The 15785-nt window shown below is 62.7% G+C and carries 12 protein-coding genes, 1 pseudogene and 4 riboswitches; of the genes and pseudogenes, 11 read left to right on the top strand and 2 right to left on the bottom strand.

Annotated features, from left to right (window positions below; genetic code table 11):
* Nucleotides 1-320 (bottom strand): annotated as a pseudogene (locus tag OOZ51_RS20465) (glycine dehydrogenase (aminomethyl-transferring)); the annotation flags it as partial.
* Nucleotides 321-359: 39 nt separating this feature from the next.
* A riboswitch (glycine riboswitch) is annotated at nucleotides 360-459 on the bottom strand.
* A riboswitch (glycine riboswitch) is annotated at nucleotides 460-560 on the bottom strand. It lies immediately after the preceding riboswitch.
* Between the two features lie 322 nt (nucleotides 561-882).
* Nucleotides 883-980, top strand: a riboswitch (glycine riboswitch).
* Between the two features lies 1 nt (nucleotide 981).
* Nucleotides 982-1089, top strand: a riboswitch (glycine riboswitch).
* Between the two features lie 51 nt (nucleotides 1090-1140).
* On the opposite strand from OOZ51_RS20465, the gene OOZ51_RS20460 reads away from it, so the two are divergent.
* A complete protein-coding gene (locus OOZ51_RS20460) occupies nucleotides 1141-2619 on the top strand; it encodes an amino acid permease (RefSeq protein WP_265981689.1) in 1479 nt (492 codons plus the stop codon).
* Between the two features lie 121 nt (nucleotides 2620-2740).
* On the opposite strand, the gene OOZ51_RS20455 is transcribed toward OOZ51_RS20460, so the two are convergent.
* Nucleotides 2741-4234, bottom strand: coding sequence for a PucR family transcriptional regulator (locus OOZ51_RS20455; RefSeq protein WP_265981688.1), 1494 nt, complete (start codon nucleotides 4232-4234; stop codon nucleotides 2741-2743).
* A 219-nt stretch (nucleotides 4235-4453) separates the two neighbouring features.
* On the opposite strand from OOZ51_RS20455, the gene speB reads away from it, so the two are divergent.
* The 10 genes from speB (at nucleotide 4454) to OOZ51_RS20405 (ending at nucleotide 15781) form a co-directional block, all read left to right on the top strand.
* The gene (speB, locus tag OOZ51_RS20450) at nucleotides 4454-5458 is read left to right on the top strand and encodes an agmatinase (protein ID WP_265981687.1); all 1005 of its coding nucleotides are present in this window, start codon (nucleotides 4454-4456) and stop codon (nucleotides 5456-5458) included.
* A complete protein-coding gene (locus tag OOZ51_RS20445; protein ID WP_265981686.1) occupies nucleotides 5455-6912 on the top strand; it encodes a purine-cytosine permease family protein in 1458 nt (485 codons plus the stop codon). Before speB ends, OOZ51_RS20445 begins: the two co-directional genes overlap by 4 nt.
* A gap of 12 nt (nucleotides 6913-6924) precedes the next feature.
* Nucleotides 6925-8457 carry an aldehyde dehydrogenase family protein gene (locus tag OOZ51_RS20440; RefSeq protein WP_265981684.1) on the top strand — a complete coding sequence of 511 codons (1533 nt, stop codon included), beginning with the start codon at nucleotides 6925-6927 and terminating at the stop codon, nucleotides 8455-8457.
* 28 nt (nucleotides 8458-8485) lie between these two features.
* A complete protein-coding gene (locus OOZ51_RS20435) occupies nucleotides 8486-9781 on the top strand; it encodes a D-arabinono-1,4-lactone oxidase (RefSeq protein WP_265981682.1) in 1296 nt (431 codons plus the stop codon).
* A 97-nt stretch (nucleotides 9782-9878) separates the two neighbouring features.
* Complete coding sequence (gene mscL / locus OOZ51_RS20430) at nucleotides 9879-10304, top strand: large conductance mechanosensitive channel protein MscL (RefSeq protein ID WP_265981680.1); 426 nt, start codon at nucleotides 9879-9881, stop codon at nucleotides 10302-10304.
* Nucleotides 10305-10421: 117 nt separating this feature from the next.
* Nucleotides 10422-11297 (top strand): ACT domain-containing protein, encoded by an 876-nt coding sequence (locus OOZ51_RS20425; RefSeq protein ID WP_265981677.1) that lies wholly within the window; start codon nucleotides 10422-10424, stop codon nucleotides 11295-11297.
* 50 nt (nucleotides 11298-11347) lie between these two features.
* Nucleotides 11348-12295, top strand: a complete 948-nt coding sequence (locus OOZ51_RS20420; protein WP_265981675.1) for a proline dehydrogenase family protein — start codon at nucleotides 11348-11350, stop codon at nucleotides 12293-12295.
* Nucleotides 12296-12836: 541 nt separating this feature from the next.
* The gene (locus OOZ51_RS20415; RefSeq protein ID WP_265981673.1) at nucleotides 12837-14177 is read left to right on the top strand and encodes an MFS transporter; all 1341 of its coding nucleotides are present in this window, start codon (nucleotides 12837-12839) and stop codon (nucleotides 14175-14177) included.
* Between the two features lie 102 nt (nucleotides 14178-14279).
* Nucleotides 14280-14963 (top strand): GntR family transcriptional regulator, encoded by a 684-nt coding sequence (locus tag OOZ51_RS20410; RefSeq protein WP_265981671.1) that lies wholly within the window; start codon nucleotides 14280-14282, stop codon nucleotides 14961-14963.
* Entirely contained in the window at nucleotides 14960-15781 is an 822-nt protein-coding gene (locus OOZ51_RS20405; RefSeq protein ID WP_265981670.1) for an aspartate/glutamate racemase family protein, read from the top strand. Before OOZ51_RS20410 ends, OOZ51_RS20405 begins: the two co-directional genes overlap by 4 nt.
* The last annotated feature ends 4 nt before the right edge of the window (nucleotides 15782-15785 follow it).

Below are 15785 nucleotides of genomic sequence, written 5' to 3'. Positions count from 1 at the left end.
GGGGACTCAAGGATGTTACGGCGGATCACCGGCGGAGTGACGGTGTCGTAGTAGCCCTGGCCGATCATCTGCACGGCCGTCTTGTTCTTGGCCGCCAGCTTGCGCAGTTCAGCCAGAACTTCCACCTCACTGAGGGCGTTCCGGAGCGTCAGTGCGACGTCCTGGCGGATGGAATCGGGGACAGCGACGTCCACCAAGCCATCAACGGAGTCGTAGCCGACGGCCTTGAGCATGATGTCAACATCGGTTTGCCGTCGTGCGCCGATGTGTCGGTCTGCAAAAGCGATGGGGGTTGATTGAACAGTCAAAAGGAACTCCAAGGTAGGGCCGGCCACAATGGCACGGCTTCGGTTTGGGTTCCTCCCCGCTCTGTATCGGACCTGAGAGATTCCGCAGGCTTGGTTGCCCGCTTGCACCGTCGGTGAGCCAGACCGAAGCCTGGCTGCTTTCCAGAGTTGCCTCGCCGCAGCGGTACGGGGGCCTGAGAGATTCCTGGGGAGGATTTGCTCCTACGGCGCCTGCCCGGTAGATGACTGGGAGGACTCTCCCGCCACGGTTCGAAAGGCATATTTAGATTTGGGGTGATTCGGCTCACACCATACACACAACGCCAGCGCCGGGGCAACATCCGGTATTGGAAATAGCTTTGGCAGAGGGCATCGAGCGGGGGCATCACGAAGCAAAGCCGGAGTTGACATTCCTTGGTGACCTATCCCACACTGAGTCGGTGGCCGCCCAGAAGGAGTCAAGCCGCCGACCTTACCAGCCGACACGGCCCCGAGGCCACGATTGTTGAGAATGACGCAGTTCGTGCGGTGTCGTGTGGTTTGAATTTCCTCCACACCTGCGTGATTCGCTTCACCCCAAACTGAATACTGCTTACGATCTGCGGCGGGAGAGCCCTGCCGGTACATTCAGCAGGCGCCGTAGGAGCAAATCCTCCCCAGGAAACTCTCAGGCCCATGTACCGCCGCGGCAAGGCAACTCTGGAAAGCAGCCCGGGAACCCGGGCTCACCGACGGTGCAAAGCGGAACTATGCGAAAGCACGGAACCGCGGAATCTCTCAGGTCCAATACAGAGCGGGGAGGAACCCCGAATCATCGTGGCACGCTGGTGCCACTTGAACGATGGAGTTCCTCATGACGATTCATCACCCACCCGCCATAGCTAGTGAAACACCGCATCTTGATCGGCAGCTCAGCAACCGACACATCCAACTGATTGCAATCGGCGGCGCCATCGGCACGGGCCTGTTCATGGGGTCGGGCAAGACCATCTCCGCGGCCGGCCCATCCGTGATTTTCGTCTACATGATCATCGGCTTCATGCTGTTCTTCGTCATGCGCGCCATGGGCGAACTGCTGCTGTCCAACTTGCACTACAAGTCCTTCAGCGATTTTGCCGCAGACCTCCTGGGTCCGTGGGCAGGTTTCTTCACTGGCTGGACCTACTGGTTTTGCTGGGTGATCACCGGCATCGCGGATGTCATTGCCATCGCGGGCTACTCAAAGGAACTCTGGCCGAGCCTCCCGCTGTGGATCCCGGGCCTGGCCACCATCGCGATCCTACTGCTGCTGAACCTGACCACGGTGAAGGCCTTCGGCGAGACAGAATTCTGGTTCGCCCTCATCAAGATCATCGCGATCGCGGCGCTGATCGTGGTGGGGCTGTTCATGATCTTCAGCGGGTTCCAATCAGACGCGGGACCGGCAAGCCTCACCAACCTCTGGGGCCACGGTGGATTTTTCCCACACGAATTCATGGGCTTCGTGGCCGGGTTCCAGATCGCCGTCTTCGCGTTCGTGGGTATCGAACTGGTAGGCACCACCGCGGCAGAGGCCAAGGACCCTGAGAAGAACCTGCCCAGAGCGATCAACTCCATCCCAGTGCGCGTGCTCCTCTTCTACGTGGGCGCCCTCATCATCCTCATGTCCGTCACGCCTTGGACCCAGTTCGCCGCCGGCCACAGCCCTTTCATCGCCATGTTCTCCTTGGCCGGCCTCGGCGCGGCCGCCACGGTGGTCAACCTCGTGGTGCTGAGCTCGGCCATGTCCTCGGCCAACTCCGGCATCTACTCCACCTCGCGCATGGTGTACGGCCTGGCCAAGGAGGGCGACGCCCCGGCCCTTTTCAGCGGCCTGTCCCACCGCAAGGTTCCCCGCAACGCCCTGTTCCTCTCCTGCATCCTGCTGCTCTCCGGCGTCGTATTGATGTACGCGGGACAGGACGTCGGCAAGGCCTTCGACATGGTCACCACCGTGTCCGCCGTCTGCTTCGTCTTCGTCTGGTCCATCATCCTGGCCAGCTACATCGCCTTCCGTCGTCGTCGCCCGCAACTGCACGTCGCGTCCAAGTTCAAGATGCCCGGCGGGCTCCCCATGGTGTGGGTGGTCTTCGGGTTCTTCGCCTTTGTACTCTGGACGCTGACCACCCAGCCGGACACGCTGACGGCACTGCTGGTCACACCGGTCTGGTTCATCATTCTCGGCGTCGCGTGGTTCTTCCTGCGCCGCCGTCCAGTCCACCTGGCCCGCTACGCGAGGTTCCAGGACGAGCTCCAGTCGGACCAGGATGCCGCAGACCTGCCCATCCGCGCGGGTGCCCTAGGCGGACAATGACAACCACCTCACAAATCAACAGCCCGGCACCCTGTCCGGGCCTGCTGAACTAAAGGGAGAACGACGCCGTCGCTCGCTTCATCAAGCGAGCGACGGCGTAGTCCTCTCCGGGGGCGGGGGTTCACTTATGCATGGCCTCATGAATCTGGAGCGCAAACCAAAGCTGGGCCAACGTGGACGTTTCGGTCATGTCGAGCCCCGTCAACTCGCTGATTTTCCGGATGCGGTAAATGATGGTTTGGCGATGGGCGAAGAGCGCCGCGGCAGTCTTTTGCCACGACCTCTGGGTGTCCAGGTAGGTTTTCAAAGTCACGATGAGATCGCCTTCCTGGCTCTGTTCATACGTGAAGATCGGCCCGAGCAGCCGCTGAACCAACGCCGTCCCCTCTTCGAAACTGGTGAGGCCCAGCCACGAGGGCCCCTCGGCGTAACGGGACAGGTTTACGGCATTGCCTTTCGCTGAACCGAGCGCCCACAGCGATTCCTGGAGTGCACGTTGGACGCCGCGGGCAGATGTAGGCGAGCTGATGCCAATCCGGACCTTGGGCCCCGCGCAGTGGATCAAAACGTCATCGGCCACCGCTGCTGATATCGCCACATGAAGTGTGTTGAAACGCCTCAGGCAAGCGGCCTGAAGGCCGTGACGCCACAGTTCGATGTGAATGTTCGCCAGCCTCTCGCCGTCGTCGGCCTCTATCGAAACCACCACCAAATTCTGCGCCGGAACATCAAAAGCGGCGAGCCTGATCTCCAGTTCCGCGCTCCCGAGACGTCCATCGAACGCCTGCAGGAGGAATTCGCCCGCCAGGCGATGCCGGCCTTCCAAGGACAGGGCCGACCGTGAGAGTTCCAGCCCCAGCACGGTTGCCGCATGCAGAAGCACGACGGCGTCAGGGTGCGGATCGCTTTTCGGCAGCACCACCAGCACCGCATTGGCGTGGGTAGGGATGTCCATCATCAACACGTGCCGGTCCCGCAGCCGATGCCATTGGAACTTCTTCCCGGTCATGGGTATATGCCCTGTCAAGGGGGCCAATTCCGCCTGCAGAAAGTCCGGCAGCGGATCACCATCCGGATGCCAGGGATGAAGACAGCGCCGGTCCACGACGAACAGATCCGCATCGAGCTCGGCCTCGAGGCCTTGGATAAGGCCCTGCCAATGGTCCCCGGATGTTCCCGCCGTACGGAGCAGGTCATAGACCCGGGCCGTCTGACGCAGGCGCCGCGATTCCTCCAACAAGGAGGCCTCAGCTACCGCTCGCGCGATAGCGATGAAGGGCAACGGATACGGAATGCTGATCAGCGGTAGCGGCAACCGCTCGCAGGCTGCCAGAAACTCGGGCAACAACTCCGGGGCATGCATCTTCTCCCCGATGGCCAGGGCGCTGGCCCCTGCATCGACGAGCGCCTCGGCGAGCGCTACTTGGCCTTGGGCGTCGGCCGGGATGGACAGGCCGTTGGTCATCATCAGTTCGCCGCCAGTGACCCATTCCCACAGCCTCGGCAGGTCAGAAGTGTGTGCCCACGTGATTCGGTTGTCCCTGCCTGTGGATCCGGCCAAAAGCGTGAGTCCGAGCTGGGGTTCCGCCACGAGCTCAGCCACAGTAATCGCCATGAAATATGCTCCCAGCGCGTTGGTTTCCGGACAATTCAGGGGCCCTTAGACAAATGTATAAGAGCCCCGGCCATTTGTAGTCAATCTACCGCTATACGCCGTGATGCACGTCACTAAGAATTGGATTACCTACTTCCCGCTCAAAGGCGAGCACCCCCATCCCAACACCGAAACGCTGCGGGCATCGCCGCTCGGCAGCACTGCACAAAGGATCCCGGAATGACAACGCACAAGCCCATCGGCCCCGTCGACGCAACAAAAGTCCCGCGGTATGCAGGCCTCGGCACCTTCGCCAGGCTCCCCCAAATCGACCGTGTTCCGGACTACGACATTGCGATCGTCGGCGTGCCGTTCGACGGCGGAACGTCCTTCCGGCCAGGCGCCCGGTTCGGTCCTGCCGCAGTCCGCGAAGCCTCCCGGCTGCTGCGTCCCGGCTACCACCCCGAACTGGACGTCGAGCCTGTATACGAAGTCCAGGTTGTCGACGCTGGCGACATCGCCTGCACGCCTTACGACATCACCCGGGCCGTCCGCGAAATCGAAGAGCAGGCACTGCCCCTGATCGACGAGGACAAGAAGCTCATCTCGATCGGTGGCGACCACACTATCGCCCTCCCGATGCTCAGGGCCTTGAACAAGGTCCACGGGCCGGTCGCGTTGCTGCACTTCGACGCCCACCTGGACACTTGGGACACTTACTTCGACCAGCCGGTCACCCACGGAACCATCTTCCGGCGGGCTTTTGAAGAAGGCCTCCTTGTCGAAGATAGGTCCATGCACGTCGGCATCCGCGGGCCGGTCTACGACCGCAACGATTTCCTCCGCGACCACGAATTCGGATTCCAGATCATCCGCTGCTCGGACCTGGATGTCATCGGCGTTCCAGCAGCCATCCAACAGGTCAAAGAGCGACTCGGCGACACCCCCGTGTACGTCTCCATCGACATCGACGTCCTGGACCCGTCCTATGCGCCGGGCACCGGCACTCCCGAGATGGGCGGGCTCCACTCGCGCGAACTTCTGGCATTGCTCCGCGGCCTGAACGGCATCAACATCGTCGGAGCAGACGTCGTCGAGGTCGCTCCGGCCTACGACCACGCAGACATCACCACGGTAGCCGCGGCCACCCTCGTCTTCGACCTTCTCGCGCTAATGGTGAATCGCGGCAAGGCCTCCGCCAACGCCCTCCGCGAATTGCAAGCAGCCTCCTGGACCGCATCATGAGCACCCGAAGCAATCCCGCCGCGGCCACCGAAGTGCCCCGGCTCGAAGACAAGACCATTCAGCCCATCCCGTTGAATGAACGCCATGGGAAAGCCCGGGACCTCTTTACCATCTGGTTCGGTTCCAACATCATGATCATGACCATCGTGACCGGCGGACTCGCAACAACGGTGTTCGGGCTCAGCTTTGTGCCCGCCATCGTGGGAATCATCCTTGGAAACGTCGTGGGCGGCGTCTTCATGGCACTGCATTCCGCCCAAGGACCACAGCTGGGCGTAGCGCAGATGATCCAGACCCGCGGCCAGTTCGGTTCGTTCGGAGCGCTGCTGATCGTTGTGATCGTTGTGATCATGTACGTCGGGTTCTTCGCGGCGAACCTCGTGTTTGGGGGCGAAGCGATGGCCGCCGTCAGCCCCGGCATCAGTGTTGACACAGGCATCATTATCATCGGCGTCGTCAGTGTGGTTGCCACGATTTACGGCTACCGGCTCATTCACGCCTATGCACGCATCTTGAGTGTCGTGGCCGGTTTGGCGCTGCTGCTGGCCTTCGTTTGGGTCCTGTCCGTTCACGGCCTGCCGGCCACTTTCCTGGACCAGGGCAACTTCAACTGGGTTGGCTTCATGGGCACCATCTCGGTCTCCGCCCTGTGGCAGCTCGCTTATGCTCCCTACGTCTCGGACTACTCCCGTTATATGCCGAAAGGCACAGGCTCAACCCCGGCGTTCTGGGCGTCCTACTCAGGTTGCGTCCTGGGGACCCTGTTCCCGATGATCCTGGGTGCCTTGGTGGGAACGTTGGCTGTGACCATGAGCAGCGATGCCAGCAACGTCGACATCGTTGGCAGCTTGGGCGCATTGCTGGGGCCGTGGACGCTCGCCGTCGTCGGAATCTTCTGCCTGGGCGTCGCGGCTTCGAACGCCATGAACCTCTACTGCGGGGTCTTGTGCAGCCTGACGATCGGGCAGACGTTCAGGCCGACCTGGATGCCGCGCGCCAAGACCCGAAGCATCGGGGCGGTAGTCCTCTTTGCGTTCGCGCTGCTGATCGCACTGTTTGCCCGAGACAATTTCATCGTCTTCTACACGAATTTCCTCTCCTTCCTGATGTACGTGCTGGTCCCTTGGACGGCCATCAACTTGGTGGACTACTACCTCCTCCGGCATGGCGACTACCGGGTTGAAGACTTCTTCAAGCGCGACGGCGGGGTGTACGGACGGTTCAACTGGGTCGCCATCTGGTCATACGTCGCTGGCGCCCTGATCCAGGTTCCCTTCACGTCAACGGCGATTTACACGGGCCCACTGGCCGCCGCGATGGGCGGCGTGGACATCTCGTGGATTGTCGGCCTGGCCGTTGTTGCCCCGCTCTACTACTTCTCGGCACGCACGTTTCGAAAGTCATCGGAAGCCGAGCCCATTCCAGCCCCCGTACTTGCAACTGACCTCATCTGAAAGCGAAAAATCATGACACTCATTGACACCGAACAGTTCACCGTCCGCCGCGTCAGCGAAGACAACAGCTCCCCTACGGCCCACAACGTCTCGGGCATCTTGCCACTGCCTCTGCCTCCCGGCGGGCACTTCATCGGAGGATCGTTTGTTCCGGGCTCCTCCGCCCACCTCATCGATGTCGTAGACCCCACCACTGAACAGGTCATCGCCTCCGTAAAGGCCGGCACAGCCACAGATGTTGACGTTGCTGTTGAAGCAGCCGTGGCGGCCCAGAAATCCTGGGGCGCCACCAGACCGAAGGAGCGGTCCGAGGTCCTGAACCTTATCGCCAACATCATTGAAGCCAATCGTGAAGCCTTCGAAATCATCGAGTCCGCCAACACCGGCAAGCCGCGAACCGTTGCGGAGGACGATGTCTCCAGCACCATTGACACTTTCCGTTTCATGGCCGGAGCGTCCCGCACGCTAACGTCCATGGCTGGCGGCGACTATGCAACCGGGCACACCTCGGTGATCCTCAGGGAGCCCGTGGGCGTGGTCGGCGTCATCACCCCGTGGAACTACCCGCTCCTGATGGCTGCTTGGAAGATCGCGCCCATCCTGGCCGCCGGAAACAGCATCGTCCTCAAGCCGTCCGAGCAGACGCCGCTCTCGACCCTCAAGCTTGCAGAGCTTCTGGCCGGACGCATTCCGGACGGAATCCTCAATGTCGTGACGGGACAGGGCCGGACCGTCGGACAGCGGATTTCCGAACACCCTGACGTTGCCCTCGTCGCCTTGACGGGGAGCGTTGTCAGCGGACAGGCCGTGGCCGAGACGGCGGCCAAATCAGTCAAGCGCGTCCATCTGGAACTCGGCGGCAAGGCTCCGGTTGTTGTGTTTCCCGACGCCGACCTCCGCGCTGCCGCGGCTGGCGTGCGAAACGCCGGCTATTGGAATGCCGGCCAGGACTGTGGCGCTGCATGCCGCGTTCTTGTGCACGAGTCGGTGGCTGCCGAGTTCACGGAACACCTGGTGCGCGAAGTCAGCACCCTGGTTGTCGGGGCTCCGGAGGCAGGGGACGATGTGGAAATCGGACCCATGATTTCCCGCCCACACTTCGAACGCGTCAAAGAATCACTCGCCGAGGCAAGAGCCGCTGGCCTGCACATGGCCATCGGCGGTTCTGCGTTGGAAGGCCCGGGTTACTTCATCGAACCCACGGTCATCAGCAACGTCCCGGCGGGGGCGCATGTTGCCACCCACGAGATCTTTGGCCCCGTGGTCACCGTCGAGACTTTCAATTCCACCGAAGAGGCCATCACACGGGCGAACGAAAGCCCCTATGGACTATCCGCCTCGGTATGGACCCGGGATTCAAGCCTCTCGTTGAGCGTTCCAAAGCAACTCGACTTCGGTACAGTCTGGGTCAATTCGCACTTGGTGTTGGCTTGCGAGGTACCGTGGGGCGGATTCAAGGGATCCGGCTACGGCCGGGACCTCTCGCTTTACGCCCTGGACGATTACTCCCGCACCAAGCACGTCATGATCAACCACGGCGCATGAGCGTTCAAACAAGCAACGGAGCTTAGCAATGACCACCGCGAACCTTCCCCACACATCAGTCTCGCCACGCGCGGCAACCCCGCCGGCCCCTTTCGGAACAGACGTCACCTGGACCAATTGGGGCGGGAACCAGAGCGCCACGCCAGCCTTCACCGTCCGGCCGCGGACTGAACAAGAAGCGCTCGACGCCGTTCGTTTCGCGATCCGCGAAGGCTTGCCCGTGCGGGCGGTCGGCTCAGGGCACTCGTCCTCGCCGCTGGTCCAGACGGGGGGCGTCCTGATGGACATGTCCGCACTATCGGGGATCACCCGAACCGACCCCGTCCGGCGTCGTGCCAGGGCCCTTGCCGGCACCACCATCAATGCCTTCGGTGATCCGTTGTGGGAGCAAGGCCTCGCGCTGGCCAACCAAGGCGATATTGACAAACAGCAGATTGCGGGGGCGCTCTCAACCAGCACCCACGGCTCCGGGAAGGATCTGGGGAGCTTCTCGTCGAGCCTCCGTTGGGTGAAGCTGATCAATGGTTACGGCGAGATCGTCGAAATCGGCGAGGGGCAGCTCCGCGAACTCAGGGCAGCACAGGTGGCTTTGGGTACGCTCGGGATTTTCCTCGAGGTGGAGTTGGCGGTTGAGGACCGCTACTACCTGCAAGAACAAATCACGTACCCCACTTGGGCCGAGACCACCGCAACATGGCAGTCCGACATCGACGCTAACAGGCATTACTCGTTCCTCTGGTGCCCGGAAGAAGGCTCGTGCGAGCTCCTGGACCTCCCGGGCGCGCTAGGCCTGAGCATGGCAAACCGCAGCTACACCAAGCGGTACAACATCGCGCAGATCCAGGACGAGCGCGAAATTTCGGGCACGGAAGGTGCCCGGCTGGACCGTTCGTACCGTATTTACCCGGGCGGATTCACCACGCCGTTCCATGAACTCGAGTACTTTGTGCCGAGCGAGGTTGGACTAGCCGCCGTCGAGGCCGTCCAGGACCTGATCCGCACCAAGCACCCTGACCAGAAATACCCGGTAGAGGTTCGCTGGGTGAAGGCCGACGAAGGCTACATGTCCCAGTTCCAAGGACGCGACACCACCGTCATCACCTTGACCACTGAACCCGGGACCGACTATTGGCAGTTCTTCCGGGATGCAGATGCGGTGCTCCAGGAATTCGAGCCACGTGCGCACTGGGGAAAGATCCATTTCATGACCAGGAGCCGTTTGGAACGCCTCTACCCCGAGTTGGACACTTTCATCCAAGTACGCCGGGAGTTCGATCCGCGCGGAATATTCCTCAACGACCACACCCGCGCCCTTCTGGGCTGACCGAGCGAAGCTACGTCCGATACACCACTTCGAAACTTTGGAATGATAGTTTGATCTCTGCTTGAGCCAGACACTCGTACCCACCGGAGGATATTCCATGCTCAAAGGTTTCAAGGACTTCGTTCTTCGCGGCAACATCATCGAACTGTCCATCGCCGTGGTCATCGGCACCGCGTTCACAGCCCTGGTCGCAGCGTTTACAACCAACATCATCAACCCGGTCATCGCTGCCACCGGCGGAGTCAACGCGCAGGGACTGGGCTTCTCCATCTGGCCGGACAACGCGAAGACCTTCGTCAACTTCGGCGCTGTCATAACCGCGTTCGTGACCTTCCTGATCACGGCCGCCGTGGTGTACTTCATCTTCGTTGCGCCCATGAACAGGATCAACGAGCTGACCAAGCGCCGGGCGTCCATCGAAGAGCCTGAGGACGAGCCGCTGCCGGCTGACACCGCCCTCCTGGTTGAAATCCGTGATCTCTTGACCGAGCTTGCCGCATCCAACAAGGAAACCTCCGGCTAAGTCCTTCGCCAGTCAGTTCAGCACGTCCAGCGCGCTGAACTGACCCGCGCCGGCGTTGTATAAGATCGTGACGCAGGCGCAATCCGCCTGAAACAGGGTTCGGGCACGATGGGTGCCATGAAGCCCAACACGAGGACTCCCGCTACCGCAGAGCTCTCCTGCGAGGTGTGCGGCCAGATGCCCGAGGCTCCCAAGGCCCGGGTGACAGTGGCCCAAATAGCCGTGATGCTGCCGATCGAACTTCTTGTGCACGCCATTGTGGTTGAAACGCATCTGCCTTACCTGGCCAAGGTGCTCCTCCTGACCGTTACCGCCACGGTGCTGGTGATCTGGGTAGCCGAACCCTCGGCAGCCAAGGTCTTGCGGCGCTGGATCCATGCCCCGGCCCTCCGCCACCGCCGGAAACTCAACTCCGCCCCGGCGCTTTGGCGGGCGAGGACCGTGCTCCGTGACCAGCCGGGCTCCCTCCAACGGATTACCCAGTCCCTGGCCCGGACAGACATCAACATCCTCAGCATCCACGTCCACCCGGTGGACGGCGCCGTCATGGACGAATTCGTACTTTCCGCACCGGGTCACCTCCGCGAGCAGGATCTGCTGGCAGCGCTCGACGACGGCGGCGGCCGGGATTCGCACGTGTGGCCCACCACTGCACTCACGATGGCGGACGGCCAGACCAAGGCGCTGAGCCTCGCCGCCCGGATCGCCGACAACCCGAACGAATTGTCCCTGGCGGTCGCAGAACTTCTCTCGGCGAAAATCGTCACCCCGGAACCCGAAGGTTCGGCAGCCGAGGCGGGCTCCGCCGTCGGGCCTTCCACGACGCTCCTCAAGATTCCCACCGCGTGGCATGGACCGCTCCTGTTTTCCCGGCCGGGTGAGCCGTTCACGCCGGCGGAATCAGCACGTGCACATCGGCTGGCCGAGCTGGCGGAAATCCTGGCGCACACCCGCAGCGCCGAATCCAAAGACCGGGCTGAGCCTGGACCTTGACTCGAGGGGCGGTGTCGGGATGGGCGCCGTGGACGTGAGACATTAGTCGGGTGAATACCAAGATTGATCTCGAGCGTGCTGCCGATACCCTCCGGGCGTGGGCATTGGATGAAGACCTGAAGCAACAAGTCATGTCCTCGCCTGGCCTCGCGACGATGGCTTCGCGAGTGGCACGGCGATACTCGGCCGGGGACACAACCGCCGACGCCATCGAAGTGGCCGCAGCGGCAGTTGCCCGCGGACACGCGGCCAGCATCGAATACGCCGGCGAGAGCGTGCGCGACGCTGACCTCGCACGCTCGGAAGCCGGGGTGTTCCTCGATTTGGGATCCGCTCTCGGGAAGTCCGGCCTGCCGAGCACTATCTCTTTTGATCTATCCCACCTGGGCGCACTCGTGCACCGTGATCTGGCCATGGACCATGTACGCCGGCTCGCCACAATAACTGAACCGTTCGGAACAGGATTGATGATCTCGGCCGAAGGCTCAGACCGTACCGATCTTGTCCTCGACCTGTACGACGAGCTCGCGGCTGAGATTCCGCGCGTCGGCATCACACTCCAAGCGCGCCTGCACCGCACCCCGGGAGACCTCGAGCGGGTCCTGCGCCACCCGGGTACCGTTCGGCTGGTCAAAGGCGCGTTCCTTGAACCCGAGTCCGTCGCATACCCCCGCAACAGCGCCGAACTGACTGCCGCCTACCTCGATCTTGCAAACCAGCTCGTCCTCTCCGGCCACCCGCTGTCCCTCGCAACCCACGACGACGCGCTCATCAACACGCTCATCACCAGGCACGGCGAGGCGCTGAAGACCGACGCGATCGAATTCGAGATGCTCCTCGGGCTGGGGACCAACCTTCTCGACCAGCTCCACAGGGACGGTTACCGGACGCGCGAGTACGTCATCTTCGGTGGCGAATGGTGGTTGTACGTCCTCAACCGCATCGCGGAACATCCTGAACGAGCGCTGACGGCTCTCGCCGACCTCAACCCGAGCTAGCTGTTCACATCTGGGGACACGGGAATTCCCTGGCGAGACGGGAATTCCGCGGCGACACGGGTATTCGCGCCTCGCCAAGCTTTCTCCGCATCCCCCAGCCATTTGCGCGTCGCCAAGCAGACAGCGCGTCGCCAGGCAGGCAGCGCGTCGGCGGGCGCGTCCGCCTGCGACGCTCCGGTATCCCACGCGCACCCCGACGGGCCTTGGTATCGCTCCGGTATCGCTCCGGTATCCCACCCTTGCATCATCGGGAGAACCAGCGCCTAGATTCCGGCACAAACCACAGTCGGTCACATTCTGTTTTTTCATCTTGTATACCAGAACCCTTGACAGTGCGCCGGGTCACATCTAACTTTGATTTTGGGATCCCAAAGCGGGATCCCAAAACGGACTCAATGAACCGGCAGCGACCCTCCTCCCAGAAAGAGGACCGGGCCGCTACAGCTGCCGCCGGCGCGGGTCCAGCTGCCGCGGCAACCCGCACCCAGCTCAACAATTCAAGACTTTCCCCGCTCCTCAAACTCCCCCTGAAGGAGAACCTGTGTCTCTCCAAAACACCGAAGCAATAGCCCCGGAAGACGAAGAAAAAGCCGGCAAGGACGGCGTGCAGCGACGCACGAGTGTCCGCTGGAGGCTCTTCGTCCTGCTGCTGATCCTGGTAGCCGTCAACTACATCGACCGCGGCTCCATTTCCGTCGCATTGCCCATCATCCAAAAGGAATTCAACCTCGCACCGGAGCTCGTCGGGCTCCTCCTTTCAGCATTCTTCTGGACCTATGCCCTCATGCAGATCCCAGTCGGCTTGCTGATCGACAAGTTCGGTCCCCGCAAGGTCGTCACGGCCTCGTGCGTCGGCTGGGGAGCTGCTACGGCTGCCTCCGGCCTGGCCGGCGGGTTCCTGAGCATGTTCATCGCCCGCTTGGGCATCGGCGTCGCTGAGGCAGGCGTCATGCCGGCCGGCGGCAAGCTCAACGCCATCTGGATGCACAAGAAGGAACGCGGCCGCGGCGCCACGATCCTTGACGCAGGCGCGCCGCTCGGAGCTGGCCTGGGTGGCATCCTCATCACGTGGCTCATCGCCTCCACCGGCAGCTGGCGCTACTCGTTCATCATCGCCGGCGCCGCCACGGCCCTCATGGGCCTGGCAGTCTGGTGGTACGTCCGCGACAACCCCCGCAATCACAAAGGCGTCAACGATGCCGAAGCCGACTACATCGAGGCCTCTCACGCAGAGGAAGACGCCGAGGCCAAGAAGGACGGCGTCAAGGGCAAACGCGCCCTCCTCCCCTACCTGAAGTTCCGCTCCTTCTGGGCCATGTGCTTCGGCTGGCTCGGTTTCAACGGGGTGTTCTACGGCCTGCTGACGTGGGGCCCGCTCTACCTGGCCCAGGCCAAGCACTTCAACCTGAACACCATCGGCTGGTCCACGTTCGTGATCTTCGGGGCAGGCTTCGTCGGTGAGATCCTCGGCGGAACCATCGCTGACAAGTGGCGCGCGGCCGGTGCCTCGGCCAACCTGGTCATGCGCACCCTGCTGGGCATCTCGAGCATCGTGGTAGTTGGCGGCCTGGTCGGCGTCACTGTCGTGGCGGACCCCACGACGGCGGTTGTTCTGCTGTCCGTGGTTCTGTTCTTCCTCCGCTGGGTTGGCCTGTTCTGGTCCATCCCGGCCATCCTGGGCGGCCGCACCAACGCCGGCGTCCTGGGCGGTGCGATGAACTTCAGCGGCAACATCGCAGGGTTCGTCACCCCGATTGTGGTAGGCCTGATTGTCGGGGCCACGGGCTCCTACACCTGGGCGCTGCTGTACTTTGTAGGATCCGCGGTGATCATGGGCGTCTCCGTCCTGACCCTGAACTACAACAAGCGGCTTCCGGTCTAACTCGCCTGACCGGACCGGCAGTGCGGTCCTGAACCGCCGCATGGCCGGACGCCTCCGGGTACGCCGGGCGCAAAGACCCAAGAGAACACGAATGGAGCAAAGATGCTGATTGCAGATGAAACCCCCACCACGGACCGTCCCCTCCGGGAATCCGTGCGGGACACCATCCGTTCGCGAATCTTCGAGGGTCACTATGCGCCCGGCACCCGGTTGGTGGAGCGGGACCTCGCCGCCGAATTCAACGTGTCGCGGCTGCCCATCCGGGAAGCCCTCCGTATGCTGCGGCAGGAAGGTCTCATCCAGGACCGGGCCTCCCGCGGCTCGGAAGTGGCAGGGCTGAGCCCCAAAGATGTCGAGGATCTGTTCGACGTCCGCCAGTCCCTCGAAGTACTCGCTTGCCGCCTGGCCGCAGCCCGCGCCACGGACAAAGACCTCAAGCGCCTGGCCGGGCTCCTCGACGAGGCAGATCGCTTCCTCGCCAAAGGCTCAATCTTCGAGGCCCACCGGGCCAACAGCGAATTCCACGATGCCATCACGGCCATCGCCAACAATGACTTTCTCCGCACCGCGCTGGAGCCACTCCAAGGCCGCATGCACTGGCTCTTCCGCCACGTGGACGACCTGCCGGAGCTGATCCAGGAGCACCGTGATCTCTACGCCGCCATCGCCAGCGGCGATCCCGAGCTCGCCGCCGCCCAATCGGCGTCGCACATTGGAAAGTACCGCGAGCAGTTCCCCCAGAACGCGCCCGCCACCGAACTCAAATTGCAAGGCAAACGAACATGAAATTGCTAGTCATCAATCCCAACATCAGCGAGGATGTCACTGCGCTGATCGACGCCGAAGCCCGCCGCTCGGCGGGCACGGACACCGAGCTGATCGTCCGGACCGCCGGGCATGGTGTCGAATACATCGAGACCCGCTTCGAAGCCCTCATCGCAGCGGGCGCCGTCGCCGAAATCATCGCGGAGCACTGCGGCGATCCGGCAGCGGACCACATAGACGGCATCGTGGTGGCCGCATTCGGTGATCCTGGAATGCCCGCCCTCAAGGAACTCTGCGACGTGCCGGTCATCGGCATCACGGAGGCCGCCCTCTGCGCCGCGGCCCTGCAGGGCCAACGCTTCTCCATCATTGCCATCTCCGACCGCATCACGGCTTGGTACCGGGACTGCGTGGAGCACTTCGGACTTGGAAGCCGTCTCGCCTCGATCCGCTCCATCAACCAGAGCCTCAACGGGATCGGCACGGTGCAACAGGACTTCAAGGAAACCCTGCTGGCGCTGAGCCGGCAGGCCGTCGCGGAGGACGGCGCCGACGTCGTCATCCTTGCAGGTGCCCCGCTTGCGGGATTAGCGCGCGAGCTTGAAGGACAGATCCCCGTGCCCGTGGTGGACGGGATCTCCGCCGGAATCCGTATGACCGAAGCGGTGGTGGCGCTGCAGTCCGGTTTCCACCGCCAGGGCGCGTTTGCGCCGCCGCCGGTCAAGCACCGCCGGGGGTTGTCTGAAAACCTCGACGCCGCCCTGACCGCCATTCAGGCCGCCGTCAGCGCCTCAGTTACATCAAATACAGCCATCGCCGCCGTTCCAGCCGGAAAGTAGGGAC

Source organism: Arthrobacter rhizophilus (genome assembly GCF_026241105.1).
In the GTDB taxonomy this organism is placed as follows: domain Bacteria; phylum Actinomycetota; class Actinomycetes; order Actinomycetales; family Micrococcaceae; genus Arthrobacter.
Note: the sequence above shows the minus strand (reverse complement) of the source record. Positions and strands in the feature narration are given on the sequence as shown.

What these genes read in the sequence shown, in the direction of transcription:
- OOZ51_RS20460 (WP_265981689.1), top strand. Translation starts at nt 1,141, where the DNA reads ATGACGATTCATCACCCACCCGCCATAGCTAGTGAAACACCGCATCTT.
- OOZ51_RS20455 (WP_265981688.1), bottom strand. Translation starts at nt 4,234, where the DNA reads ATGGCGATTACTGTGGCTGAGCTCGTGGCGGAACCCCAGCTCGGACTC.
- speB (WP_265981687.1), top strand. Translation starts at nt 4,454, where the DNA reads ATGACAACGCACAAGCCCATCGGCCCCGTCGACGCAACAAAAGTCCCG.
- OOZ51_RS20445 (WP_265981686.1), top strand. Translation starts at nt 5,455, where the DNA reads ATGAGCACCCGAAGCAATCCCGCCGCGGCCACCGAAGTGCCCCGGCTC.
- OOZ51_RS20440 (WP_265981684.1), top strand. Translation starts at nt 6,925, where the DNA reads ATGACACTCATTGACACCGAACAGTTCACCGTCCGCCGCGTCAGCGAA.
- OOZ51_RS20435 (WP_265981682.1), top strand. Translation starts at nt 8,486, where the DNA reads ATGACCACCGCGAACCTTCCCCACACATCAGTCTCGCCACGCGCGGCA.
- mscL (WP_265981680.1), top strand. Translation starts at nt 9,879, where the DNA reads ATGCTCAAAGGTTTCAAGGACTTCGTTCTTCGCGGCAACATCATCGAA.
- OOZ51_RS20425 (WP_265981677.1), top strand. Translation starts at nt 10,422, where the DNA reads ATGAAGCCCAACACGAGGACTCCCGCTACCGCAGAGCTCTCCTGCGAG.
- OOZ51_RS20410 (WP_265981671.1), top strand. Translation starts at nt 14,280, where the DNA reads ATGCTGATTGCAGATGAAACCCCCACCACGGACCGTCCCCTCCGGGAA.
- OOZ51_RS20405 (WP_265981670.1), top strand. Translation starts at nt 14,960, where the DNA reads ATGAAATTGCTAGTCATCAATCCCAACATCAGCGAGGATGTCACTGCG.